Source organism: Moraxella sp. FZLJ2109 (assembly GCF_024296965.1).
In the GTDB taxonomy this organism is placed as follows: domain Bacteria; phylum Pseudomonadota; class Gammaproteobacteria; order Pseudomonadales; family Moraxellaceae; genus Moraxella.
In genome coordinates this window covers 254,262-277,993 of sequence record NZ_CP101112.1, presented here as the reverse complement: position 1 = coordinate 277,993, position 23,732 = coordinate 254,262, and the positions used below count along the sequence as shown (strand labels likewise).

Genomic DNA, 23,732 nt, shown 5'->3' with positions numbered 1-23,732 from the left:
TGACGGCAAATTTGGACAGTTTGTTACAAAGTTATTTTCATAAAAACACGCCAAAACGGATCGTATTTTGGCGTAAATTTATTGTAAAATCACGATAAAATCACCAATGGCTTGATAAATTGATCATAATCAATCATCAGACATACAAATCATCGTCATCGCTGTTGTGCTGTAGGATCTCTGATAATTTGGCGGTGATGTCATCGTGCAGCTTGCCGACGAACTGTAGTTTTTGGGCGGTGTCGCGTGCCGCCGCCCAGTCTTTAGCTTGATAAGCGGTGTCAAATTCGTCAGCCAGTGCATGGCTTTTTTGTTGTACTTGCGCTGCCATCTGATCAAGCGTCGGGCGGCCATCGGTTTCTTCAAGCTCGATGCGAATTTCCATCATCTCACCCAAAAAATCCCAATCACTGATCGATTTGTCCAAATCGACATCTTCACCATTTAGGCTCAGTAAATAAGCAGCTCGGCTGTCATCACGGCTTAGAATATTATAAGCATGATTAATCAATGATGCATTTTGGCTGACGGCTTGTGCTTCGCCTGTCGCACGATCGGGATGATGCTGCTTTTGCAATTCAAGTAAGCTATTTTTTAGCTGCGCTTGATCAATACGAAAGCTGACAGGTACGCCAAACAGGGCGAAAAAATGATTATCACTCATCAATTATGCTCTCGCTCTTAGACAGTGAAAGATTCACCGCAACCACATTCTCCTTTTTGATTAGGGTTGGTGAATTTAAAGCCGGAGTTTAGCCCTTCGGTGACATAATCCATCTCAAGACCATTTAGATATACCAAGCTTTTTGGATCGACGAAAATGTTCACGCCGTCACTGGTGAATTTCTCATCTTCACCGTTTGGCTCATCGACGAACTCAAGCACATAAGCCAATCCCGAGCAGCCTGCGGTGCGGACACCGACACGGATGCCTTCGCCGCTGCCACGGTTTTCTAAGAAATCTTTGACATGCTGTGCAGCACGAGTGGTTAGGGTAATCATGACAATTCCTTAAAAATTTTCTTAAGATTGGCTTGTGTAATAATCAATTCGGTAAATTGATCATTAAGCTTGTGCTTTGGCTTGATAATCTTCAATCGCCGCTTTGATCGCATCTTCGGCAAGTACTGAGCAGTGTACCTTGACTGGTGGTAGTGCCAGCTCCTCTGCGATGTCTTTATTTTTGATGGCAGCGGCTTGATCTAGGGTTTTGCCTTTTAGCCATTCGGTAACGAGCGAGCTTGATGCGATTGCAGAGCCGCAGCCATAAGTCTTGAACTTCGCATCTTCGATGATGCCATCGTCGCTGACTTGGATTTGTAGGCGCATGACATCGCCACACGCAGGCGCACCAACCATGCCAGTGCCGACATTTTTGGCGTTTTTGTCTAGGTTGCCCACATTGCGTGGATTTTCGTAATGGTCGATGACTTTATCTGAATATGCCATGGTAAATTCTCTTTTGGTTGTGGCAAATCGGGCGGTTGGCTGGATTTGCTGTTATTTGTTTGTTGGCGAAATCTCACCAGTCCAATAGTAAAATCTGGTATTGTATTGGTGCGTATAACGCACTTTGCTGTTCATTAATTTGGTATTTGGCGGGTGCGTAAAACGCACCCTACGGTTTTTATTTTTACAAATTAAGCGTTGTATAAACCAGTTGCAAAATTAACCTTTATAGGTGGCTAATGCTAGGCGGATGACGATGGTGTACTTATGTACATCGAGCGAAATCCAACGAAGCAAAAGCATTACCTAAATCAATTGTCGCAGTGGTCATCGCCTAGTGCTAGGCAGGCGAACGAAGGTGTACATTGAAGTACATCGAGTGAGCCTAACGACGCACTAGGCATAACCACAAAGATAATCAGTGTTCTTGCCATTCAACGGTTGATAGATCAATTCCTTCCTTGAACATATCCCACAGCGGTGACAACTCACGCAGCTTCTCTACTGCTTCATGAATCTGTGCCAATACGCGATCAATGTCTTCTTCGGTGGTGTAGCGACCGATACTAAAGCGAATCGATGAATGCGCCAACTCATCAGGGCGACCGATGGCACGCAGCACATACGATGGCTCAAGGGTGGCTGAAGTACACGCCGAACCTGACGATACTGCCAAATCTTTTAGGCTCATCATCAAGCTTTCGCCTTCTACGAAATTGAAGCTGACATTGATGATGTTTGGGATGCCATGCTCTAGGCTGCCGTTCAGATACACTTCTTCGATGTCTTGCAAACCGTTCCACAGCTTATCGCGTAGGGCTTTGATGTGGGCATGATCTTCATCAAAACGCTTGACAGACAGGGCGAATGCTTCACCCATACCGACGATCTGATGCGTCGCCAAAGTACCCGAACGCATACCGCGCTCATGACCGCCGCCGTGCTGCTCAGCTTTGATGCGTACGCGTGGCTTACGGCTGACATACAGCGCGCCGATGCCTTTTGGACCATAGATTTTATGACCACTAAAGCTCATGAGATCTACTTTTAGCTCACCAAGATTGATCTTGATTTTGCCAACGGCTTGGGCAGCATCGACATGGAATAGCACGCCTTTTGCACGGGTGATTTCACCGATGGCAGCGATGTCAGTGATTGTGCCAAGCTCATTGTTCACTGCCATTAGGCTGACCAAAATGGTATCATCACGCAGCGCCGCTTCAACTTGTGCAGGCGTGATCAAACCTGTGCCTTGCTCAGGCTCAAGATAGGTGATCTCAAAGCCTTCTTCTTCCAGCTGACGGCAGGTATCCAAAATCGCTTTGTGCTCGATTTTTGATGTGATGATGTGCTTACCCTTGCTGTGATAAAAGTGCGCCACGCCTTTTAGGGCAAGGTTATCAGACTCGGTTGCGCCACTGGTGAAGACGATTTCGCGTGGGTCAGCGCCGACAGTTTGCGCGATTTGATCACGCGCGGTCTCTACCGCTTCTTCTGCTTGCCAGCCAAAGCCGTGTGAGCGCGATGCTGGGTTGCCGAAGATGCCATCGAAAGTCATGTATTGCACCATCTTGTCGGCGACTTCTTTGGCGACAGGGGTGGTGGCTGCGTAGTCTAAATAAATCAATGAATTTTGGCTCATGCTGGATTTCCAATCAGATTAATGGTTGTGATTTGTGAATTATTTTTCGTGCCACACAGACGGCTTTCTTGGCGGTCGGCGATGGCTTGGGTGTTTTTGGTTTCTAATAATTGGGCAAGCGTGACATTGCGAAGATACGACTCAATATGAGCAGATAGGCTGTGCCACAAATCATGCGTCAGACACATCGAGCCATCATGGCAGTCGCCTTTGCCGCCGCATTGTGTGGCATTGATGCTTTCATCGACGGCGGTGATGATGCTCATGATGTCAATTTCGTTCAGTGGCTTGGCAAGATGATAGCCGCCTGATGCACCACGCGTGCTATTGACCAAGCCTTTTTTGCGCAGCTTGGAAAACAGTTGTTCAAGGTATGATATGGAGATGGATTGGCGTTTTGCAATGTCCGACAGCGACACCGCACCTTGATGGCGGTTCTCTTGGACTGCCAAGTCGAGTAAGGCGGTGACGGCATACCGTCCACGAGTGGTTAAACGCATGATAAAGTTCCGATAAAATGCCTAAAGTCACATAACAGGCTGTTGAAATGTTTATAAGAAAAGCTTAGCCAGTTATGGATACAGTTGAATTTTATGTCGCTATTATAATAATTCCGAGTAAATAGGTCAAGATTAAAGCCAATAAAAATCCATCAATTTACTCAATCGATGGATTTGATAAATTATAATCAACTTATTGTGATTAAATAATAAACAAAGTATTAAATAAAAAAGTGCAGCACAATCGCGATGATGGCAATGATCGCACTGATGATCAAGCCAGTGAGCGTAGCTTTTTGCTTATTATTCGCTTCAGCAAGCTGTGTTTTTAGACGGGCGATGTCGCGTGCCTGCTCATCGATTTGTGCGGTTTGTTCAGCGATTTTGGCTTTATAGTCCGCGAGTTTCTCTGCTTTTTGTTCAGGGGTTGGTTTGTCTTGTGGATTGCCTTTGAGCTTATTGATCAGATTTTGGATTGCACCACCGACACCGACACGCACCAAGAACGCTTTGACATCTTGGACATCTTGGGCTTCACCGCGAATTTGTAGCGCATCGACGCTTGACTCGCTGTGGTTCATCAGCACATTAGCGATTTGAAAGCTATAAGCATTGATGATGACATCGGGTGCTTGCTTATTGGCAGGCAGGACATCATCAAGCAGCACACCGCGAAAGCCGAAAGTAGCATAAATCTTGGTGTGCGGCAAATAGGTGCGAATACAGACTACTTTACCAGCTTCTGCCAGTGGATAAGCCAATTGGCGTAATTTTGGGTCAAAGCGCAAAATCAGCGTGATGGCTGACTCAATAAAAACCAAAAGCACATTTAAAATGCCGCGTGAAATGACGCCGCCTGACTCATTTTGGGGTGCTTGCTTGGGTGCGTGTGCTGTACTCATACTTATCCTATCAATCTTGTCAAATCGCTCATGGTAGTGTGTGCTCGATGGTTGGTTTGTTGTCTTAAAATTGACCGTCAAGCCATCACTAGCGATAAAATATCCCATCATACTGTAAAATTGCACAAAATTCAGCGGTTTTTTACATTTTTTTCGTTAAAATTGATAATTTTGCTTGCTTATTATCGCCAAGCTTGTTATAAATTGCAGTAATTGTCTAGTCGATTGCAACAAATCTGTGATATTTTTGCACAAAAATATCTTGATGCGAGTAAAAAGTACACATTTTTTGCAAAAATCTTGCAAAAAACTGCGTTTGACACTTGTAAAAGTGTGGCTATCGCCTTACAATGCACACATTACGGCTTTGATGCCAACTTTATGATGATTTTTGTAATACCACGAGGATACCCCCATGAATAAGACACAACTTGTAGATAGCATCGCTCAAAGCGCTGGCCTAACCAAAGAACAAGCTGCTAAAGCATTGAATGCATTCACTGACAGCGTAACTGGCGCACTACAACGCGGCGACGATGTGGTATTGGTTGGTTTTGGTACTTTCAGCGTCAAAAAGCGTGCTGCTCGCACTGGCCGTAACCCAAAAACTGGCGAAACGCTAGAAATCGCTGCAAGCAAAGCACCAAGCTTCAAAGCAGGTAAAACGCTAAAAGACGCAGTAAACTAATTTTACCGCACGCTTTTATGGACCGCTCAAGTCATTGATTTGGGCGGTTTTTACCGTTGATATACAATAAAATAGCCGACAAAGGCGATTTGATACAAAAAGAGCTTTGAGAAAATGCTCAAAGTAGCGTATCATAGTAAGGTTTTTAATCTTAATTTGATCTTAATGTGATAAAGTTGCAATAACTATGGAAAATATGCGTAAATTCCTACAAAGTTGGCCGGGCAAGCTGATTTTGGTGGGTACTTTGATTCCGATGGCATTTTTGGGCGTGCAGGGCACTTTTGGCGGTGCTGAGATTCAGCCCAATCAGCTGATCAAAGTTGGCGATCAGGTGGTAGATCTGAGCACTTATCAGGCGGAAGTCAATGCACTGCGCGCTGAGTTGATGCAGCAGATCGATGCGAGCATGATTAATGAAGATGCGCTTGCTAAGCAGGTGCTGGATAATATGGTCAATCGCGCTTTGCTTGAAAATCAATCGATCGCACTGGGCATGACGGTGTCGGATGAGACGATCACGCGCCTATTGCAGCAAGACGCTAGTTTCCAAGATGCCAATGGTCAGTTTTCTAACGATCTATTTGCGCAGTTTTTGCAGCAGCGTGGCATGACCAAAGACACACTATTTCAGACATTTCGCCTGCAGCTGAGCCTGCGTCAGCTGAACGCAAGCATTCTAGGCACAGCGATCTATCCGAACAGCCAAGTATCGCACTTGCTTGATCTGCAGCGCGAGACGCGTGAAGTGTGGGTGCAGCGTCTGAACTGGCAGGATTATGTTGATCAAGTGCAGATCACCAATGCGCAGATCGACGCGTATTTTAATGAAAATAAAGACACGCTAGTCAGCCCTGAAACGGTGGATTTGACTTATCTTGAGCTTGATCCACAGACTCTAAAAATTGATACGCCGACCGAAGATGAGATCCGCGCGCAGTACGCAAGCTATCTGAAAGAGAAAGGCATCAGCGATGGGCGTGAGCTTGCACAGATCTTGCTGACTGGCGGTGATGCGGACAAGACAGCTGCCGAGATCAAGGCTAAGCTAGATGCTGGCGAGTCGTTTGAAGCACTTGCCAAGCAATATTCACAAGATCCAAGCGGTGAGACTGGCGGTAATATCGGTAGCTTCAACCCATCGGTGTTCGGTCAGGACGCAGCTGCAGTAGAGCAGGCGTTGAATGGCTTGGGCGCAGGTCAGGTGTCTGCTCCAGTCAAGACATCGTTCGGTACGCAGATTTTCAAGATCACGGCAGTGAATAGCAATGCGCCAAGCCTAGAGAGTTTGCGTGATGAGCTGATCAATCGTGCGGCGACTTATAAGCGCGAAGCAGCATTTGCTGACCTATCAGCGCGTATCAATGCACTGGCGACAGATGGTGTCGGTATCGCTGACATCGCCAAAGAAGTGGGCGTGGAAGCCAAGAGCATCAAGGCATATCCACGCATCAATAACCAAACTGCGCTGTCTCAGCCTGTGGTGATCGCAGCGGCGTTCGATGAGTTCACCATTGCTGATCAAGGCGTGAGCGCTAATATCACAGTTGGCGAGAAGAACATCTGGGTACAGCCGACCAATCATCAAGCATCGCGTGCATTGAGCCTTGCTGAAGCCACACCGCAGATCAAGACAGTGCTTGCTAAGCAAAAAGCCACTGAGCTTGCCTATGCAGATGCCCAAAAACAAGCCGCGGATGCCAAAGCAGGCGGTGCATCACGCCTGATGACTGCGGCGAATAATCGTGGCAAGGTGACGCGTCTGACACCGACACTTAGCGCCCAAGAGTTAGCAAGCCTGTTCTTGCACAAGTCGGCAGATGGTAATGATGTTTGGGCGGTACAGACTGCAGACGGTGCAAGTATCATCGTCGGCGGTCCTGTCGAAGAGATCTCAGAATCGCAGCTGAGCCCTGCCGATCGTGCGCGTACGGCACTACTACTGCGTGAGAACATCGGTGATGATCAGCTCAAGGACTATCTGCGCTATCTTAAAGACACCAATGAAGTAATCATCAATGAAGACGCACTAAAAGCTCAGCAGTGATGATTAAAAAAACAACCCCAAGTCTGTATGATTTGGGGTTTGTTTTTTTTAAGGATTAAAAGAAAAGTACTTAGCCATCCACTGCATCATCTGTCCGTGCAGCTAGGATAAAATCATTCTTATGCAAGCCACCTGCTTCATGCGACCACCAGCTGACGGTGACTTTACCCCATTCGACCAGTAGCGCAGGGTGATGACCTGCTGTTTCGCCGATGTCGCCGACGCGATTGGCGAACGCCAGTGCTTGTTTGAAGTTTTTGAATTTAAACACTTTGGTCAAGCGTTTGACATCATCGATGGCCACCATCTGCCAAGTGGGGATTTGCTCAAGTAGGCCCGGCAGTTGATCATCACATACCAATGGCGCATCTAGGCGGCAGACTTCACAGGCTTGGTCTTTTAGTGGAGTAGTCATGGGTTTATCCTTTCTAAATTTAAATTTATTAAACTTTACAATTAATATTAAACCAATTAATCAATCAAACTTGGGTGCATCTCATACAGTCCATCGCTTTGGGCTTGGCTGATGGCAGTCAGTAGCGTGGCTTCGTCGAGATCAAACAGCACATCTGGCGACTCAATCACATAATAAATCGGCTGTATCTTATCGATCCGATAGGGTGTACGCAAAATATCATTGAGATTAAATGGTCGATATTCAGGCTTGTCCGATAGTGCGTATTCGGTCTCGGCTGGTGAGCTTAGGATACCGCCACCATAGATACGCAGTCCTTCTGTGGTATCAATCAATCCAAACTCCATCGTGAACCAATACAGGCGTGCCAAGAATACCCGTGTCGCCTTATCTGATTTTAGCCCAAGCTTGCCATAGGTGTGGGTGAATTTGGCAAAGGCAGGATGGGTCAATAGCGGACAGTGACCGACAATTTCATGAAAAATATCAGGCTCTTGGATGTAGTCAAAATCTTCACGAGTGCGGATAAAGGTCGCTACGGGGAATTTTTGGTCAGCAAGTAGCCCAAAGAATTTGGAAAATGAAATCAGTGCAGGCACTGCAGCCGTAGCAAAGCCTGTCGTCTGCTGTAATACTTGGTCAATATCGGCAAGCTGTGGAATCTGTGTGGTTGGTAGCGCAAGCTTATCCAGACCATCAAGATAATCTTGGCAAGCCTTGCCAATGATACTCGACTGCTGACGGACAAATAAGTCATGCCAAATGGCATGCTCATCATCGCTATATCTGATAAATCCTGACGCATCTGGCGTGTGAGCTTGGTAAGTGGTACTCATATCAAATCCCTGATTGTGATGATTCTGCCACAATGGTAGAAAAATCAAGTAGTTTCGTCAAATGAAAAATCGTTCACTTTACAGTTTCATTATTAACTTTTTGTTATTATAATTATTATTTATATAAAATTTGGTTTAATTTATCGGCTTATCCGATGTAAAAAAATAAGCACAACCCTAAGGCTGTGCTTATCATAAAGATCATCCAATCAATGACGGAAATGACGCATACCAGTAAATACCATTGCAATGCCATGCTCATTGGCAGCAGCGATGACTTCATCATCACGCATTGAGCCACCTGGCTGGATGATGCATTTGATGCCAGCGGCAGCGGCATTGTCGATACCATCACGGAATGGGAAGAAGGCATCTGATGCCATCACCGCGCCTTCGACCACCAGACCTGCGTGCTCAGCTTTGATTGCAGCGATACGCGCTGAATTCACACGGCTCATCTGACCTGCGCCCACACCGATGGTTTGGCGGTTTTTGGCATAGACGATGGCGTTTGATTTGACGTATTTGGCGACTTTCCAAGCAAAGATCAAATCATCAAGCTCAGCTTCTGTTGGTGCTTTGTCGGTGACGACTTTTAGGTCGTCTTTGGTGATCATGCCTAGGTCTTGATCTTGGACAAGTAGGCCACCATTGACACGCTTGAAGTCAAACTGGCTGGCACGCTCATCGATGGCAGGCAGTTCACCGCAGACTAGGACACGGACATTTTTCTTGGCGCCTGTGACTTCCAGCACGCCATCGGCAATGCTTGGTGCAATGATGACTTCGACGAACTGACGCTCAACGATGGCTTTGGCGGTCTCGATATCCAGCTCACGGTTGAAGGCGATGATGCCGCCGAATGCTGATTCAGGATCGGTAGCGTAGGCAAGATTGTACGCATCCAAGATACCATCTAGTGAGACTGCCACACCGCATGGGTTGGCGTGCTTGACGATGACACACGCAGGCTTGGCGAATGATTTGACACACTCAAGCGCAGCATCGGTATCGGCGATGTTGTTGTATGACAGTTCTTTGCCTTGTAGCTGTTTGGCGGTCGAGACTGAAGCTTCTTTTGCGCTGCTTTCTACATAGAATGCCGCTGATTGGTGCGGGTTTTCGCCATAGCGTAGGTCTTGGGCTTTGATGAATTGGCTGTTAAAAGTGCGTGGGAATAGGGTATTTGCTGTCGCATCATCGCTTGGCTGTGCGTTATCGTCGGTTGGTAGGCGCGCCCCCAGCCAGCTTGCGATCATGCCGTCATAGGCAGCCGTGTGTTCAAAGGCTTTGACTGCCAGATCAAAACGCGTCGCAAAGCTTAGATTGCCGCCTGCTTTTAGTTCATTTAGCACGCGATCATAGTCAGCTGGGTTGGTGATGATGCCGACATGGGCGTGGTTTTTGGCAGCAGAGCGCACCATTGCAGGGCCGCCGATGTCGATATTTTCGATGGCGTCGCTCATGGTGACATCTGCTTTGGCGACGGTCGCGGCAAATGGATATAGATTCACCGCGACGATGTCAATACGGTCGATGCCATGCTCTGCCATGATTGCATCATCTGTGCCGCGACGACCTAGGATGCCGCCGTGGATTTTTGGGTGTAGCGTCTTGACTCGGCCATCCATCATCTCGCTAAAGCCAGTGTGCGCTGAGACTTCGATGGCATCGATGCCGCTGTCTTTGAGTAGCTTAAAAGTACCACCAGTGGACAAAATGCCAAAACCAGACTCAACCAAGCCCTTGGCAAATTCAACAATCCCTGCTTTATCAGAGACCGACAACAAGGCAAAACGCTTTGAACTCATAAATCACCTTTAAATGGTTATTAAGTAAATCATGCAAATTACGCCAAAGGCTCATTTACAATTTAAAAACAAAATGATACCAGTTATTACAGCGTTTATAAAGGGAAATTGGTGAAAATTTTGTAATTTTTGATGATGTGGTTTATCAGGTTTGAAATAATACTTAAGTTAAACTCGCTTCGTAATTTTGCTTATTTTCCTTATTGCAATCGCATTTCAAATTTATTTGAGCATAAAAAACCCAAAGCGGATGATGCTTTGGGTAATAACAATGCTATACAATCATAGCAAGCCATGTGCTTTAAGCTTAGTGCGCAGCGTGCCACGGTTTAGACCTAATAGCTGCGCGGTTTTTGATTGGTTGCCGCGTGCGTATTTGAGCGTGGTCGCGAGTAAAGGGCGCTCCAATTCTGCCAAAAAAATATTATAAAGATTGTCAGTGTCTTCGCCTTCAAGCCCTTCAAAATAACGCTGCACAGCGCGCTCAACATGAAGGTGTAGCGGGGTGGTGTCCGTCGGGTGCTTACTACTCATCGCTCATCGCTCATTGTTCTTGGGTGAAACCAAATCGTGCCATCAATATCAAATAGTGAATTTACCATTTTATATTAACAAACCATCTGAGTGCTGCCTATGATTTTTGTGTTATGGCGTGTAGTAGCTTTGTAAAGACACAACCTTTCTCAGCGCTTGCGACCGCTTAGGCGATTCCAGTGATGATCTTCGGCATTGTCATAAGCAAATGGCGCATCCAGTTCAAAATATGGCGCATAGGCATCAATGACATCTTGGGTTTGGTTCTCGATCAGACCTGCCAGCACGATGTTGCCGCCAGTTTTTAGTAGCTCGCTAAAAGTCGGGGCAAAGTGAATCAACGGCTTGGCAAGAATGTTGGCGGTGATGGTGTCGCACAGCTCAGGATGGTCTTGGCGATACGCGATAAACTCATCAGGTAAGAAAGCGATTAGCTTATCTTCAACGCCATTTAATGCGGCATTTTGGCGAGTGGCAAGCACAGCCTGTGGGTCGATATCGACGGCAAGCACTTGGCGAGCGCCTAGTAGCAATGCTGCCACACCTAGAATACCCGAGCCGCAGCCATAATCAATCACAAGCTTATCGGTCAAATCCTGTTCAGACAGCCAATCTAAGCACAGGCGCGTGGTCGCATGATAACCTGTACCAAAGGCAAGGCCAGGGTCTAGGGTTAGGTTGGTTGCATCTGGCTCAGGTGCTTCTAGCCATTCAGGGACAATCCATAGATTGCCTGCGCATTTGATTGGCTTATAATAAGTCATCCACTCACGCGTCCAGTCCTTATCATCCAAGCGCGTGAGCCAAAAACGCGTGGCATCCACTTCGGTAGCGACTTCACTGGCTAGGCTCTCAAAGTCCGTGCCTGCAAAGCTGTCATCGCTATTGGTGTCAAAAATCGCAGTGATGATGACATCTTGCCACAGTGGTTCTTCACCCGGTAATGGCTCAAGCAGTGGCTCATCGCCTGCATCTTCAAGCAAAATTGAGACCGCGCCCAATTCATAAAATAACGCTTCGGCAAGCTCGACGGCAGATTGGGGGCATTGTAGGTGAAGTTGTTGCCAAGACATAGCAGATCCTAAAAAATAAATGAGTATATGTATTATAACAAAGATCGCAAGCTTAATAAATGATGCAGATTTATGAATATCAATGACCACAGCGGCAGCAGTGGGTGCTTGAGTGATGGGTAGATGACTGGTTATAATTGATGTGAATATTATCCCATCAGACAAATGAAACAAAACAAGGAGTAACTATGCTAACTAAATCACAGCTGGATCATTATCTAACGACACTGGACATCACGCCATCAGATATTCAAAAAAATGGTGCAAACTTAACAACGCTGTCACGCCTGCAGCTGATGCATCTGTGCCGTTATCCCTTTCAAAGCCTATCGACGGTACTGCATGAGACAGTGGACATCGACCCTGCCGCCATCTATCAAAAACTGGTGATCGAGCGCCGTGGCGGCTATTGCTATGAACAAAATGAACTGCTGCGTCAAGCACTCGTGGCACTAGGCTTCGATGCAGTGACGCTGACAGGCTATATCGTGCATGAAAACAATCCAGCCACCCCAAAAGCACGCACACATACTTTATTAAAGGTGGTGGTGGATGGGGTGGCTTATCTGGTGGATGCGGGCTTTGGTGGGCAGGTGCCGACCGCGCCTTTGAAGCTGGAATTTGACAGCATACAGACGACGCCACACGGCGAGTATCGGCTCACAGCTTTTAAGGATCGATGGGTGCTGTCGGTACAGATAAAGGGACAATGGCAGATGCTGTATGCTTTTGATTTGACGCCAGCTGATCAGCCGCTGCTTGAGATGGGTAATTGGTTCGTCTCAACGCATCCATCATCGCCATTTCGCACACGGCTGATGGTATCACGCATCGAGCCACAGGGCGTGCGACACAGCCTGCTCAATACTCGCTATCGTCGCCACCAGATCGGACAGCCAAGCCAAAGCTATGACATCGGCTCGGTCGATGAGCTGTTTGAGTTATTAACACAGACATTTGGCATCAATACCGCACACATCGATGACCAAAAGATGGTACTGGCGCAGTTTTTAGAGCATCATGCAGGCTGATGGCTTAAATTAATCATTAAGCTTTGGCGAAATTAAGCGAATTTTAAGCGCTAATTTTCTAAAGCCAATCACCATGATGAGTAACAATCAATACCCATCTTGGCTATTTGGCATCGTTTGTTCGATATAGTCATCTGTTGGCGGAATCTCAGGCTCAGGTGTGTATAATGGTTCGCCTTCGATATAGTAACCGCCCATATCCACGAGATTATCGCCAAGTGACTGCATTTGCGCTTGTATTTGCGCCTGATAGATAATGTCGGCGGCGCACGCACTCATCTGACTTGGGCGATAGGTATCGATAATCGGCAGCCACATCGCGCCTGCACAGTATTGATTCGACATCACGCCTGTTGTGCCATCCATCCACTGCCAGCTGACACCCGCAGGCTGTGAGAGTGCGACAGGGCTTAGACTTAGGCGTTTCATATACGCTGTCCAAATCGGCAGCGCGCCCGTACCGCCTGTCAGACCGATCGGTTTATTATCATCACGACCGACCCAGACGACGCTGACATAATTACCGCTGTAGCCAGCGAACCACGCATCGCGCGCATCGTTGGTTGTACCTGTTTTACCTGCCAAGCCCAGATTGCCATTGATGCTATTGGCGGCTTTGGCAGTGCCTGAGCGCACGACTTCTTGTAGTCCGCGGTTCAGCAGATATACCGCTTGTGGTGGTGCGCGGAACTGGTGTTGTACTTGGCTGCGCTGTAGCACGCGGCTTTTATCATCGATCACACTGCGTACTGTGTGGATCGGCGTGTAAGCGCCGCCATTGGCAAAGATTTGATACATCCCAAGCATCTGCATGGGGGATAGATCGATTGCGCCAAGCATCACCGATGGATAGGGCGGAATCTCAGTGGTGATCGACAAGTTCGCCATCTGCGCCTTAAAGGCATTCATGCCAAATTCGATGCCGACATTCACCGCTGCTTGGTTGTACGAGTTGGCAAGCGCACTCAATAATGGCGTGCTGCCGTGCGAGACGCCGCCATAATTTTTCGGTGTCCAAGTGCTGCCACCGACTTGGTAGGTGACTTGGCTGTCATTGACAGGGGTAGTTAGATTATAACGCCCAGACTGTAGGGCAGTCAGATAAATCACAGGCTTAAGCAGTGAACCGACTTGGCGTTTGGCATCGATGGCGCGGTTAAACCCTGTAAATTCTGCACCCGACCCGACCAAAGCCACAAGCTCACCTGTGCGCGGATTGGCACTGACCAATGCGCCTTGCAGGTTTTTGGTGGCGTTGCCTTTTTTACGCAGGGCGGACAGCTGTTCTGCCATGGCATTGTCGGCGGCTTGTTGGGCGATTGGATCGAGTGTTGAGATGATGCGCAGTCCGCGATTTTGTAGATCTTCTTGACGATAATAGGCTTTTAGCTCTCTTTGCACCGCGTCGAGAAAATCAGGAAATCTTGGCTTGGCAATCGCTGGGGTTTTCACCACGCCGAGTGGTTTTTTGATATTTTTCTCATAAGTGGCTTGATCGATTTTGCCTGTATTTAGCATATTTTTGAGCACGACATTACGCCGTTCAAGCGCGCGATCAGGATTTTTGCGCGGATTGTAATAGCTAGGGCCTTTGGCGATACCGACCAACAGCGCGTATTGATCTAGGCTTAATTCGCTCAATGGTTTATCAAAATAAAACTGTGACGCAATCCCAAAGCCATTGACCGAATGATTGCCATTTTGCCCAAGGTTAATTTCGTTTAAATAAGCCAATAAAATCTCTTGCTTGTCATAGCGCGCTTCTAAGAGCATCGCCATGATCGCTTCATTGACTTTGCGCTTCAAGGTGCGCTCAGAGTTTAGGTAGAAATTCTTAACAAGCTGCTGGGTAATCGTCGAGCCGCCTTGCATGGGCTGACCGGTGACATTGGCGACGATGGCACGACTGATGCCACGCACCGAGATACCATAATGCTGATAGAATCCGCGATCTTCGGTGGCGATCAGCGCATCGATCAAAGGCTGTGGCATTTGGTCAGATTTGAGCAGTTGGCGATCTTCATTGCTGTCAGGATAGATGCTGCCAAGCTTGACAGGCTCAAGGCGTACCATGCCTGTGGGGCTTGGCACGGTGCTTTTTAGGCTGGTGATTTGATCGTCTTTGATGGTGACGACGATCAGCTGTTTGGTGTCGGTGTCTTGATCGCCATAATCAAAGCCGCGTGTGTGAATGGTATAGACGCTGCCTGATTTTTGGTAGCTGCCTGTTTTGTTGGTTGCGCCTTGGCTGTAGCGCAAAAGTTTTAGCCATGCGTCAAGCTCGCTGGGCTTGAGCGTTGCGCCTTGATACAGCTGCAGTGGGCGTGAGTAGAGCGTGGCAGGAATGTCCCAGCGACGACTTTCAAATTTTGAGACGACGGTGCTGTTGAGATACACTGCATACAGCATAACCGCAGCGATACCTGCCAAAATCAGCAAGACTAATATCGTCCCAATAAAGCCTGAGTCATGACGGCGCGTCATCGCACGATGAGATTTGGACACAGATTCACCACCCCAACAAATAAAAATCATACTATCGCCGAAATTTGCTGATTTTTCAAGCAAAAAACCGCAGAAGTTTTGGTGTGCATTTGCTTAATTGTAGGATTTTTGTGTGGGAATGTGACCGTGCGCCATCATCTTTAGGTGTGTCTTATGCTATAATACCCCTGATTTTCTTGACCAAAACCACGCCATGACCGACCGTTCTGCCCAGTCTTTTGATACTGCCGACACCATCGAACAAAGCCTTGTGCTGCCGCCAGAAGGCAGCTGCTTTCACTGCGGGGAAGTGCTGCCCAAAGAGCCGTTTTTCACCCTGGTGTTTGATAAGCCGCGTGCGATGTGCTGCCTAGGTTGTCAGCTTGCAAGCCAAAGCATCGTCGAAGCAGGTCTGTCGCAGTATTACCTAGATCGCCGCGAGATCAGCCCAACGGCAAGCCTGCCTGATGCCATCAATTTCACCGCTTATGACCATGATGACATCAAGGGGCAGTTCGTCTATGCCGAAAGTGGCGGCAGCACGGCAGAGTTATCGGTGGCAAATCTGAAATGCTCTGCCTGTACATGGCTGATCGAGACGCGGCTGCGTGCAATGGATGGGGTAAAAGACTGTCAAGTGAACCTAACTCAGCAGCGGATGCGTGTCAATTGGGACGATAGCGTGCTGCCGATCAGTGAGATTTTAAAGGCGGTGCATTCAGTCGGCTATGATGCCAAGCCCTACCGCCAAGACACGCACGAAGCGATGCTCAAGCGACAAAACAAAAAAATGCTCATCCGTCTTGGTATCGCGGCCTTAGGGGCGATGCAGGCGATGATGTTCTCGATCGGGATGTACTTTGGTGAGTACAGCGGTATGCTGATTGAGCATCGGGATTTTCTGCGTTATGTGTCGCTGTTTGTCAGTATTCCTGTGTTTTTTTATGCAGCTGTGCCGTTTTTTGTGTCGGCGTTTTATGCCATTCGTGCGCGCCAAATTAACATGGATGTGCCTGTTTCTATCGCGCTGATTTTGACCTTTGCTGCCAGTCTGTACGCCACGCTGATTGGCGGTGGTGAGACTTATTTTGATTCGGTGGCGATGTTTATTTTCTTCTTGTTGGCGGGGCGTTATATCGAACAAAACGCACGGCTAAAAGCATCTAATATGGCGGCAGATTTGGTCGTCATCGAGCCAACTTTGGTACAAAAACTGCCCGATGATCCAAGTCTGATCACTGCTTTTCATGCAGGTAAACTTGATCAAGCATTTATTAAAAATTGGCAAAATGCCCACGATGATGAAGTTAAGCTAATTAATTTATCTTCTCAATCGAAAAATATCAGCGATGATAAAATCCTAGCCCAAAGCGTAAAAGTCGGTGATATCATTGCTATTGATGCTGGTAGCCAAATCGTTGCTGATGGAATTTTGTTGTCCAATACCGCGACCGTATCACAAAGCTTATTAACAGGCGAAAGCGATTTGATCGTCAAAAATATCGGCGATCAAATGGTTGGCGGTTCGCAAAATGACTCTCAGCCATTTGTGATGCTTGTGACAGCGGATGTGGATAATAGCCAAATTGCGCTGATTGACCGCTTGATGAATCGCGCGATGAGCGAAAAGCCAAAAATCGCCCAAGATGCCGATCGCATGGCACGATGGTTTGTCGCGCGTGTGTTGGTGCTTGCGCTCTTGGTCTTTGCGGTGTGGTGGTTCATTGACAAAAACGAAGCGCTATGGGCAACGGTGGCGGTACTGGTGGCGACTTGTCCGTGTGCCTTGTCGCTTGCTACACCGATTGCCTTGACGGTCGCAACCAATCGCTTAGCAAGCTTTGGCTTTCTCTCCACGCGCGGTCATACGGTGCAGACGCTCTCAAGTGTTAGCCATGTGGCGTTTGATAAGACAGGCACGCTGACCACAGGGCAGGCAAATTTATTATCCGTCATCACTGATTTGTCAAAGCAAGTGGTGCTGGCAAGAGCGGCTGCGCTTGAGATTGGCAGTCGTCATCCTGTTGCTAAAGCACTGCTGACGGCGGCGCACGGGCTGCATCTGCCTGCGGTGAGTGATGTAGTGCATCATACGGCAGGCGGCATCGAAGCTGTGATTGATGGTGTGTGGCATCGTGTTGGGCATATCAGCTTTGTGACCGATGGGCAGATGACTGATGGCACGGCGGATGCGCTTGGGCAATTTGCCGAAAATCTGGGTGAATATCAGGCGAATATGTCGGTGCTATTATCCCAATATATCGATGGCAACTGGCAGGTTATCGCGCGGTTTTATTTTAATGATGCGCTTAGAGCTGATGCTAAGGCGATGATTAAAAATCTTCAAAATCTTGGCATCACGCCGCTGATGCTCACGGGCGATCCTAATGCCAATGCGCTCAAAGTGGCGGCGGATCTTGGCATTGATGATGCGTATTATGGGCTGACCCCAGAAGATAAAGTCAATCATATCAAGCGCTTACAAGAACAAGGCAAAACCGTGCTGATGGTCGGTGATGGCATCAATGATGCGCCTGTTTTGGCAGCGGCGAATGTCTCAACTTCCATCGCAGGCGCAGCAGACCTTGCGCAAGTCTCAAGCGATAGCGTGCTGCTTGGCGGGCGGCTACAGTCCATCGTGCGCGCGATCGAAATCTCAAGCAAATCCCAGCGCATCATCCGCCAAAATCTGCGCTGGGCATTGATTTATAATACTGCGGTGCTGCTGCCTGCGGCGTTTGGCTATGTACCGCCGTGGCTTGCGGCGATTGGTATGAGCTTATCAAGCCTTGCGGTGGTGCTTAATGCGCTTAGGATTAAGCGGGCGTAATTTGCCAAATGGTTTATAAATTGTAGCGGATGCTATCAATGTTTAAACGCCTTGATATTGCGCCATAAAAGCGTGCTATACTAAATCTTGGAAAATTTTAAGAGTAACCAACAAAGTGGGCTTATGGGATATGCACTGAAAAATGATGATTTTTCACCCATGCAAAGTAGCCATGCGATGGCAAGAAAGGCTGAGCAAAATTACCGCGAAATGATCAATGCCAAATTAATCGATACACTTGAGCGTATGAAAAAGGATGATTATCAAGCCGTACCCATGCCAAAAGATTTTCATCAATCGGTCTTAAATCGCGTGCTTGCTAATTTGGATAAGGATAATGTATAGCATCAAGTTAGATTCGCACAATAGCAGTGATCACTAAATGGTTTTTGGGCTTTACTAAACTTGGCACTTTGGGTATAATACGCGCTTAATTTGGGCCTATAGCTCAGTCGGTTAGAGCAGAGGACTCATAATCCTTTGGTCGCAGGTTCGAGCCCTGCTGGGCCTACCAAATTTTCTTGATAAAAATCAAAGGCTTGTAGTAACTGCTGCAAGTCTTTTATTTTGGCTTACGAAAGGCAAAAAATAATAATAACCACCAATACTGTAGGGTATATCCCCCGCACACCAATTTATCATAAGATACTGATTTTAATAATATAATTTTATAAAAATCTTGGCAAATTAACACATCGGCGATCTTATTGATAAGAAAACCGCACTTGATGATTTGCTTGCCAAAACCATCAGATTTACACCTAATTTAACACACCCATCCCAAGCCATCAAAAATTGCTAAAAAGTCCATAAAACTGCTTGTTCGCCAAAATTGATTGTGATAAACTGCCAACATAAGCGCATCTCCCCAATAATTAGGGCTTGTGCGTTGATTTTACGACCGTTTTTATGTTAAGGAGTTTTGGGATGACAATGAAGTTTTTGAAAACAACCCTTTGGGCAAGCCTTGCAGCGATGGCATTGACCGCGTGTGGTGGCGATAAGCCTGCTGATAGTGCAGCTGCTGCCAGCACCGAGAGCAAGACCATTGCTATCACAGCCATCGTTGAGCATCCAGCATTGGACGCGGCACGCACGGGCGCACTTGAGCAGCTTGCGGCTGACGGCTTTAAAGAAGGCGAAAACCTAAAGGTAACTTTCCAATCAGCCCAAGGCAACATGGCGACAGCAGGTCAGATCGCCAAGCAGTTCGTCGCGGATAAACCTGATCTTATCTACGCCATCGCCACGCCATCAGCACAAGCAGTGGCAGCAGCGACGACGGATATTCCAGTGGTATTCTCAGCTGTGACCGATCCTGTGGAAGCTAAGCTTGTTGCTAGTATGGAAAAATCAGGTAACAACATCACAGGTGCATCAGATTTGCTACCATACGAGCCACAAATTGATCTGATTCGCGAACTGATCCCGAATGTCAAAAATGTCGGCTATGTCTATAGCCCAGGTGAAGTCAATTCAACCATCGTGCTAAAAAATCTAAAAGAAAAATTAGCACCGCTTGGCATCAATGTCATCGAATCACCAGCACCAAAATCAAGCGACATCACCCAAGCGGCAAATGCTTTGGTGGGTAAAGTTGATGTGATTTATACTTCGACGGATAATAATGTCGTCAATGCGTACGAAGCTTTGTACCAAGTGGCAAAACAAGCGAAGATTCCATTGATTTCAGGTGATACCAGTACTGTTGAGCGTGGTTCTGTGGCGGCATTGGGTGTGAACTATACCGATCTTGGCAAAGAAGCAGGCAAGATCATCGGTAAAGTGCTAAAAGGTGAAAAGCCAGACGCTATCCCTGTGTATGTTTCACAAAATCTTGACCTATATGTCAGCAAAAAGCACGCTGAAGAGCAAGGCGTAACCTTGCCACAGGCTGTGCTAGATCGTGCTGCCAAAGTGGTTGAGTAAGCTTATAAAACTTAAGATCAATGCAGCTTGGTGTGTCGGTTTGGCATACCAAGCATAAACTCAAACCCAAGGCAGTTGATGGCTTGGGTTTGTTTTATAGTCTGCCAAATTGATAAGTTCTGATCAGCGGATTTTTGCATTGGTTGTATTCTTTTTTTGTTTCTATCATGACATGGATTTTGTTATAATAGGCATTTTGTATCTAATGGCGAGTATTGCCCATGACTTTGATTGCGTTATTCGGGGCGTTGGAAAGCGGCTTGATTTATGCCCTGATGGCACTTGGCGTGCTGATTTCGTTTCGTATTTTGGATTTTCCTGATTTGACCGCTGACGGCAGTTTCCCTTTGGGTGGTGCTGTGGCAGGTGTGGCGATCGTCGCAGGTATCAACCCTTGGGTCGCGTGTATTTTTGGTATGATGGCAGGTATGGCGGCAGGGATGATGACCGCGTGGCTGCATGTCAAATTGGGCATTTTACACCTACTTGCAGGTATCTTGATGATGACCGCGCTATATTCAGTGAACCTTCGCATCATGGATGCGCCAAACTTACCGCTGCTTGGTCAGCCGACGGTATTTACGCCGTTTATTGATGGTGGTAATGGCTTTTGGGTGCGTGTGGCGGTGGTCGCAGGCGTGGTGGTTTTGGTTAAGCTTGCCCTGGACTGGTTCTTTAGTACTGAGACAGGTCTTGCGATGCGCGCCACAGGCTCAAACCTACGCATGGCACAGGCTCAAGGCATCAATACCCCATGGGTGATTATTCTTGGTATGGCGATTTCAAACGGTCTGATTGCACTATCAGGTGCGCTATTTGTCCAGACCCAAGGCTTTGCTGATGTCTCGATGGGTATCGGTACGATTGTCATTGGTTTGGCTGCGGTGATTATCGGTGAAGCGGTCATTTCTGCCAAGCGGATTTTTTGGATGACTTTGGCGGTGATTATCGGTGCGATTTTGTATCGTTTATTCATCCAAATCGCGCTGTCTAGTGAGCTGCTGCGCGGCATGGGCTTTAAATCACAAGACCTAAATCTTGTCACCGCTTTGCTTGTGGTCATCGTCTTGATGCTGCCGAAGTTCAAAGCCAAATTGATCTCAAAAAAGGCATAAGGGGAGTGTGATGTTACAAGCAACTGATTTACGCCTGACTTTCAACCCAGGTACGCCGATCGAAAACCCTGCCTTGCGCGGTCTGTCGCTGTCTATCGCTGATGGTGAATTTGTCACTGTCATCGGTACGAATGGCGCGGGCAAATCGACTTTTTTGAACGCCATTAGTGGTGCGGTGCGTGTCGATAGCGGCACGATCAAGATTAACGGTCAGGATGTCACACGCCAAGACACCCATAAGCGTGCTAAGCAAGTGGCGCGCGTATTCCAAGATCCGATGGCAGGCACTTGTGAAGCTTTGACCATCGAAGAGAACATGGCATTGGCATTCAAGCGTGGCGGTGCGCGCGGTTTGAGCGGTGCTTTAAATAGTAAAAACCGTGAGCTATTTCGCGAAAAGCTTGCCATCTTAAAATTGGGACTAGAAAATCGCTTAACCGACCGCATGGGTCTGTTATCAGGTGGTCAGCGTCAGGCGGTGAGTTTGTTGATGGCAAGTTTACAACCATCAAAAATCCTATTGCTTGATGAACATACCGCCGCACTTGACCCAAAAACTGCCGCGTTCGTGCTTGAGCTGACTGATAAAATCGTCGGTGAAGGTAAGCTTACCACGATGATGGTTACGCACTCGATGCAGCAGGCTTTGACTCATGGCACGCGCACAGTGATGCTGCACCAAGGTCAAGTGGTGCTTGATGTCTCGGGCGATGATCGCCGCGGCATGACGGTGCAGGATTTGCTGAATATGTTTGAAAAAACGCGTGGTGAGAAAGTTGAAGATGACAGCTTGATTTTGGGCTAATCTATCTTGGGTTAATCTGAAGCATAGTAACAAATCTTTGCTGTAAAAAAGGACAATTAAGCTTATACTTAGTTGTCTTTTTTATGAGTATCAATCAAGAAGAGTAAAATTATGAGTAATTGTGAAGGTTGTGAAAGCGAAGTTGCGCGCCTATTGGTAACTTGTGAAGATCAGTCGGGTATCGTGCAGGCGGTATCGGGCTTTTTGTACCACCAAGGGGCGAATATCATTTCGCTGGATCAACATACTACTGAAGCTTATGGTGGCAAGTATTTTATGCGCGTTGAGTTTCATTTGGATGGCTTGGCACTGAAAAAAGATGCGATGATGGTGACTTTTGCTGCCAATGTCGCCGAAAAATATCAGATGACATGGCAGCTAAATTGCCAAAAAGATCTGAAAAAAGTCGGTATTTTGGTCTCTAAAGAAGACCATGCCATGCTTGAGCTGCTATGGCGATACAGTCGTGGCGCGCTACCGTGTCAGATCACCCAAGTGGTGTCCAATCATGAAGATCTGCGCGCGTCGGTGGAGTCATTTGGTATCGAGTTCATCCACATTCCTGTGCATAAGGACAATAAAGAAGATGCTTATGCTAAGATCCATGAAGTGATGAAGGATAATGATCTGCTGGTGCTTGCGCGCTATATGCAGATTTTAAGCCCGAGCTTTGTCGATCAGTGGCAGGGGCGGATTATTAATATTCATCACTCGTTCTTGCCTGCATTCGTCGGTGCAAATCCTTATAAGCAAGCATTCGAAAAAGGCGTGAAGCTTATCGGTGCGACCGCGCATTATGTGACAAGTGAGCTTGATCAAGGTCCGATCATCGAGCAGGGTGTCGAGCGCGTGAGCCATGCCTATAGCGTGACTGATCTGCGTGAATTGGGTCGTGATATTGAGCGCGATGTCTTGGCACGCGCGGTGAAATGGCATTTAGAAGACCGCATCATCATCGATGGCGGTAAAACGGTGGTGTTTGATTGAGCCGAACTGCTTTAAGCAAAAGACTGGGTGTTTTCCAGTCTTTTTTTGTTGATTAATCGGCAAAATAGGTTTGGATTAAACAGTCTTTTAGGCGAGTGCGACTATCATCGTCTGATAATAACCGTGCTAATTCATCATCCAAAATAGCACCATAAACCAGTGTTTTGAGCTGATTTAGGCTGCCGATGGTTGATTTATTTTTCATTATTTCATCAAAATTTGGATGGGTATCCAATGTCCAAAAACCTTCGTTGCTTAGATGATAAAAAGGTGTTGCCAACCGTTTTTGGTGTGCTGATTTGACATAATTATCCCACTGCCAGCTAAAGGCGTGTTCAAGTGCTGATGAAATCTCAATATAAGCACCGCTGACTAATTCTTTTTCAAATAAATCAATGACGGCGAGCAATAAAATTGGCTTATGGGGTGCTACACCAAGCTTGGATGGCGAGCACCGCAAATTGGCGAAATTAAACAGATAGTCAGATAAAGTTTTCATAAAATGTTCAAAATACGGTAGATTGAATGATTTATCTTATCAAATACTTAAAATAAATACAAATCAAACCCAAAACATGACCCATCAGTCGCTTTGGGTGGCTTGCATGATTTGGATGTATCGCTTATTTTATGGCTATCAATTTTTAAGATAAT

At 47.1% G+C, this 23,732-nt stretch carries 23 protein-coding genes and 1 tRNA gene; 10 read left to right on the top strand and 14 right to left on the bottom strand.

Features of this window, described 5'->3' with window-relative positions; genetic code table 11:
- Positions 1 to 136: 136 nt before the first annotated feature.
- The 6 genes from hscB to NKU06_RS01280 all read right to left on the bottom strand — a co-directional run bounded on the left by hscB (position 137) and on the right by NKU06_RS01280 (position 4,493).
- A complete protein-coding gene (gene hscB / locus NKU06_RS01305) occupies positions 137 to 664 on the bottom strand; it encodes a Fe-S protein assembly co-chaperone HscB (RefSeq protein ID WP_254731769.1) in 528 nt (175 codons plus the stop codon).
- A gap of 17 nt (positions 665 to 681) precedes the next feature.
- Positions 682 to 1,002, bottom strand: coding sequence for an iron-sulfur cluster assembly protein IscA (gene iscA, locus NKU06_RS01300; RefSeq protein WP_253224016.1), 321 nt, complete (start codon positions 1,000 to 1,002; stop codon positions 682 to 684).
- A gap of 63 nt (positions 1,003 to 1,065) precedes the next feature.
- Complete coding sequence (iscU, locus tag NKU06_RS01295) at positions 1,066 to 1,449, bottom strand: Fe-S cluster assembly scaffold IscU (protein WP_078254322.1); 384 nt, start codon at positions 1,447 to 1,449, stop codon at positions 1,066 to 1,068.
- 418 nt (positions 1,450 to 1,867) lie between these two features.
- Positions 1,868 to 3,091: an IscS subfamily cysteine desulfurase gene (locus NKU06_RS01290; protein WP_254731767.1), complete on the bottom strand. Its 1,224-nt coding sequence runs from the start codon at positions 3,089 to 3,091 to the stop codon at positions 1,868 to 1,870.
- Complete coding sequence (locus NKU06_RS01285) at positions 3,088 to 3,591, bottom strand: Rrf2 family transcriptional regulator (RefSeq protein ID WP_253224014.1); 504 nt, start codon at positions 3,589 to 3,591, stop codon at positions 3,088 to 3,090. The genes NKU06_RS01290 and NKU06_RS01285 overlap by 4 nt, the downstream gene beginning before the upstream one ends.
- Before the next feature lie 221 nt (positions 3,592 to 3,812).
- Positions 3,813 to 4,493 carry a hypothetical protein gene (locus tag NKU06_RS01280; protein ID WP_254731765.1) on the bottom strand — a complete coding sequence of 227 codons (681 nt, stop codon included), beginning with the start codon at positions 4,491 to 4,493 and terminating at the stop codon, positions 3,813 to 3,815.
- Between the two features lie 415 nt (positions 4,494 to 4,908).
- Here NKU06_RS01280 and NKU06_RS01275 point away from each other — a divergent pair, with 415 nt between their 5' ends.
- Entirely contained in the window at positions 4,909 to 5,181 is a 273-nt protein-coding gene (locus NKU06_RS01275) for an HU family DNA-binding protein (RefSeq protein WP_253224012.1), read from the top strand.
- A gap of 196 nt (positions 5,182 to 5,377) precedes the next feature.
- Entirely contained in the window at positions 5,378 to 7,228 is a 1,851-nt protein-coding gene (locus NKU06_RS01270; RefSeq protein ID WP_254731763.1) for a SurA N-terminal domain-containing protein, read from the top strand.
- A 70-nt stretch (positions 7,229 to 7,298) separates the two neighbouring features.
- Here NKU06_RS01270 and NKU06_RS01265 read toward each other — a convergent pair whose 3' ends face one another.
- The 5 genes from NKU06_RS01265 to prmA form a co-directional block, all read right to left on the bottom strand.
- Positions 7,299 to 7,643, bottom strand: coding sequence for a 4a-hydroxytetrahydrobiopterin dehydratase (locus tag NKU06_RS01265; RefSeq protein ID WP_254731761.1), 345 nt, complete (start codon positions 7,641 to 7,643; stop codon positions 7,299 to 7,301).
- Between the two features lie 56 nt (positions 7,644 to 7,699).
- Positions 7,700 to 8,479, bottom strand: a complete 780-nt coding sequence (gene phhA / locus NKU06_RS01260) for a phenylalanine 4-monooxygenase (protein ID WP_254731759.1) — start codon at positions 8,477 to 8,479, stop codon at positions 7,700 to 7,702.
- Between the two features lie 209 nt (positions 8,480 to 8,688).
- Positions 8,689 to 10,290, bottom strand: a complete 1,602-nt coding sequence (gene purH / locus NKU06_RS01255; RefSeq protein ID WP_254731757.1) for a bifunctional phosphoribosylaminoimidazolecarboxamide formyltransferase/IMP cyclohydrolase — start codon at positions 10,288 to 10,290, stop codon at positions 8,689 to 8,691.
- A 282-nt stretch (positions 10,291 to 10,572) separates the two neighbouring features.
- Positions 10,573 to 10,824 (bottom strand): helix-turn-helix domain-containing protein, encoded by a 252-nt coding sequence (locus tag NKU06_RS01250; RefSeq protein WP_253224007.1) that lies wholly within the window; start codon positions 10,822 to 10,824, stop codon positions 10,573 to 10,575.
- Positions 10,825 to 10,973: 149 nt separating this feature from the next.
- The gene (gene prmA / locus NKU06_RS01245; RefSeq protein WP_254731755.1) at positions 10,974 to 11,897 is read right to left on the bottom strand and encodes a 50S ribosomal protein L11 methyltransferase; all 924 of its coding nucleotides are present in this window, start codon (positions 11,895 to 11,897) and stop codon (positions 10,974 to 10,976) included.
- Between the two features lie 188 nt (positions 11,898 to 12,085).
- Between prmA and NKU06_RS01240 the strand changes: the two genes are divergently transcribed.
- Positions 12,086 to 12,928 carry an arylamine N-acetyltransferase gene (locus tag NKU06_RS01240; RefSeq protein ID WP_254731753.1) on the top strand — a complete coding sequence of 281 codons (843 nt, stop codon included), beginning with the start codon at positions 12,086 to 12,088 and terminating at the stop codon, positions 12,926 to 12,928.
- An 87-nt stretch (positions 12,929 to 13,015) separates the two neighbouring features.
- Here NKU06_RS01240 and mrcB read toward each other — a convergent pair whose 3' ends face one another.
- Complete coding sequence (mrcB, locus tag NKU06_RS01235; RefSeq protein ID WP_254731751.1) at positions 13,016 to 15,433, bottom strand: penicillin-binding protein 1B; 2,418 nt, start codon at positions 15,431 to 15,433, stop codon at positions 13,016 to 13,018.
- Between the two features lie 193 nt (positions 15,434 to 15,626).
- On the opposite strand from mrcB, the gene NKU06_RS01230 reads away from it, so the two are divergent.
- From NKU06_RS01230 to NKU06_RS01215, 4 genes are all read left to right on the top strand, one after another.
- A complete protein-coding gene (locus tag NKU06_RS01230) occupies positions 15,627 to 18,242 on the top strand; it encodes a heavy metal translocating P-type ATPase (protein WP_254731749.1) in 2,616 nt (871 codons plus the stop codon).
- A 159-nt stretch (positions 18,243 to 18,401) separates the two neighbouring features.
- A complete protein-coding gene (locus tag NKU06_RS01225; protein WP_254731747.1) occupies positions 18,402 to 18,587 on the top strand; it encodes a hypothetical protein in 186 nt (61 codons plus the stop codon).
- A gap of 92 nt (positions 18,588 to 18,679) precedes the next feature.
- Positions 18,680 to 18,756, top strand: a tRNA-Ile gene (locus tag NKU06_RS01220).
- A gap of 413 nt (positions 18,757 to 19,169) precedes the next feature.
- On the top strand, positions 19,170 to 20,171 hold the full coding sequence (locus NKU06_RS01215) for an ABC transporter substrate-binding protein (protein WP_371923521.1): 1,002 nt from the start codon (positions 19,170 to 19,172) through the stop codon (positions 20,169 to 20,171).
- Positions 20,172 to 20,188: 17 nt separating this feature from the next.
- On the opposite strand, the gene NKU06_RS11530 is transcribed toward NKU06_RS01215, so the two are convergent.
- Positions 20,189 to 20,311 carry a hypothetical protein gene (locus tag NKU06_RS11530; protein ID WP_256521276.1) on the bottom strand — a complete coding sequence of 41 codons (123 nt, stop codon included), beginning with the start codon at positions 20,309 to 20,311 and terminating at the stop codon, positions 20,189 to 20,191.
- An 81-nt stretch (positions 20,312 to 20,392) separates the two neighbouring features.
- Between NKU06_RS11530 and NKU06_RS01210 the strand changes: the two genes are divergently transcribed.
- The 3 genes from NKU06_RS01210 (at position 20,393) to purU (ending at position 23,078) form a co-directional block, all read left to right on the top strand.
- Positions 20,393 to 21,286 carry an ABC transporter permease gene (locus NKU06_RS01210; RefSeq protein WP_254731745.1) on the top strand — a complete coding sequence of 298 codons (894 nt, stop codon included), beginning with the start codon at positions 20,393 to 20,395 and terminating at the stop codon, positions 21,284 to 21,286.
- Between the two features lie 10 nt (positions 21,287 to 21,296).
- Positions 21,297 to 22,091, top strand: coding sequence for an ABC transporter ATP-binding protein (locus tag NKU06_RS01205; protein WP_254731743.1), 795 nt, complete (start codon positions 21,297 to 21,299; stop codon positions 22,089 to 22,091).
- 111 nt (positions 22,092 to 22,202) lie between these two features.
- The gene (gene purU / locus NKU06_RS01200; protein WP_254731741.1) at positions 22,203 to 23,078 is read left to right on the top strand and encodes a formyltetrahydrofolate deformylase; all 876 of its coding nucleotides are present in this window, start codon (positions 22,203 to 22,205) and stop codon (positions 23,076 to 23,078) included.
- A gap of 52 nt (positions 23,079 to 23,130) precedes the next feature.
- On the opposite strand, the gene NKU06_RS01195 is transcribed toward purU, so the two are convergent.
- Entirely contained in the window at positions 23,131 to 23,577 is a 447-nt protein-coding gene (locus NKU06_RS01195; RefSeq protein ID WP_253223999.1) for a hypothetical protein, read from the bottom strand.
- Positions 23,578 to 23,732: the final 155 nt, after the last annotated feature.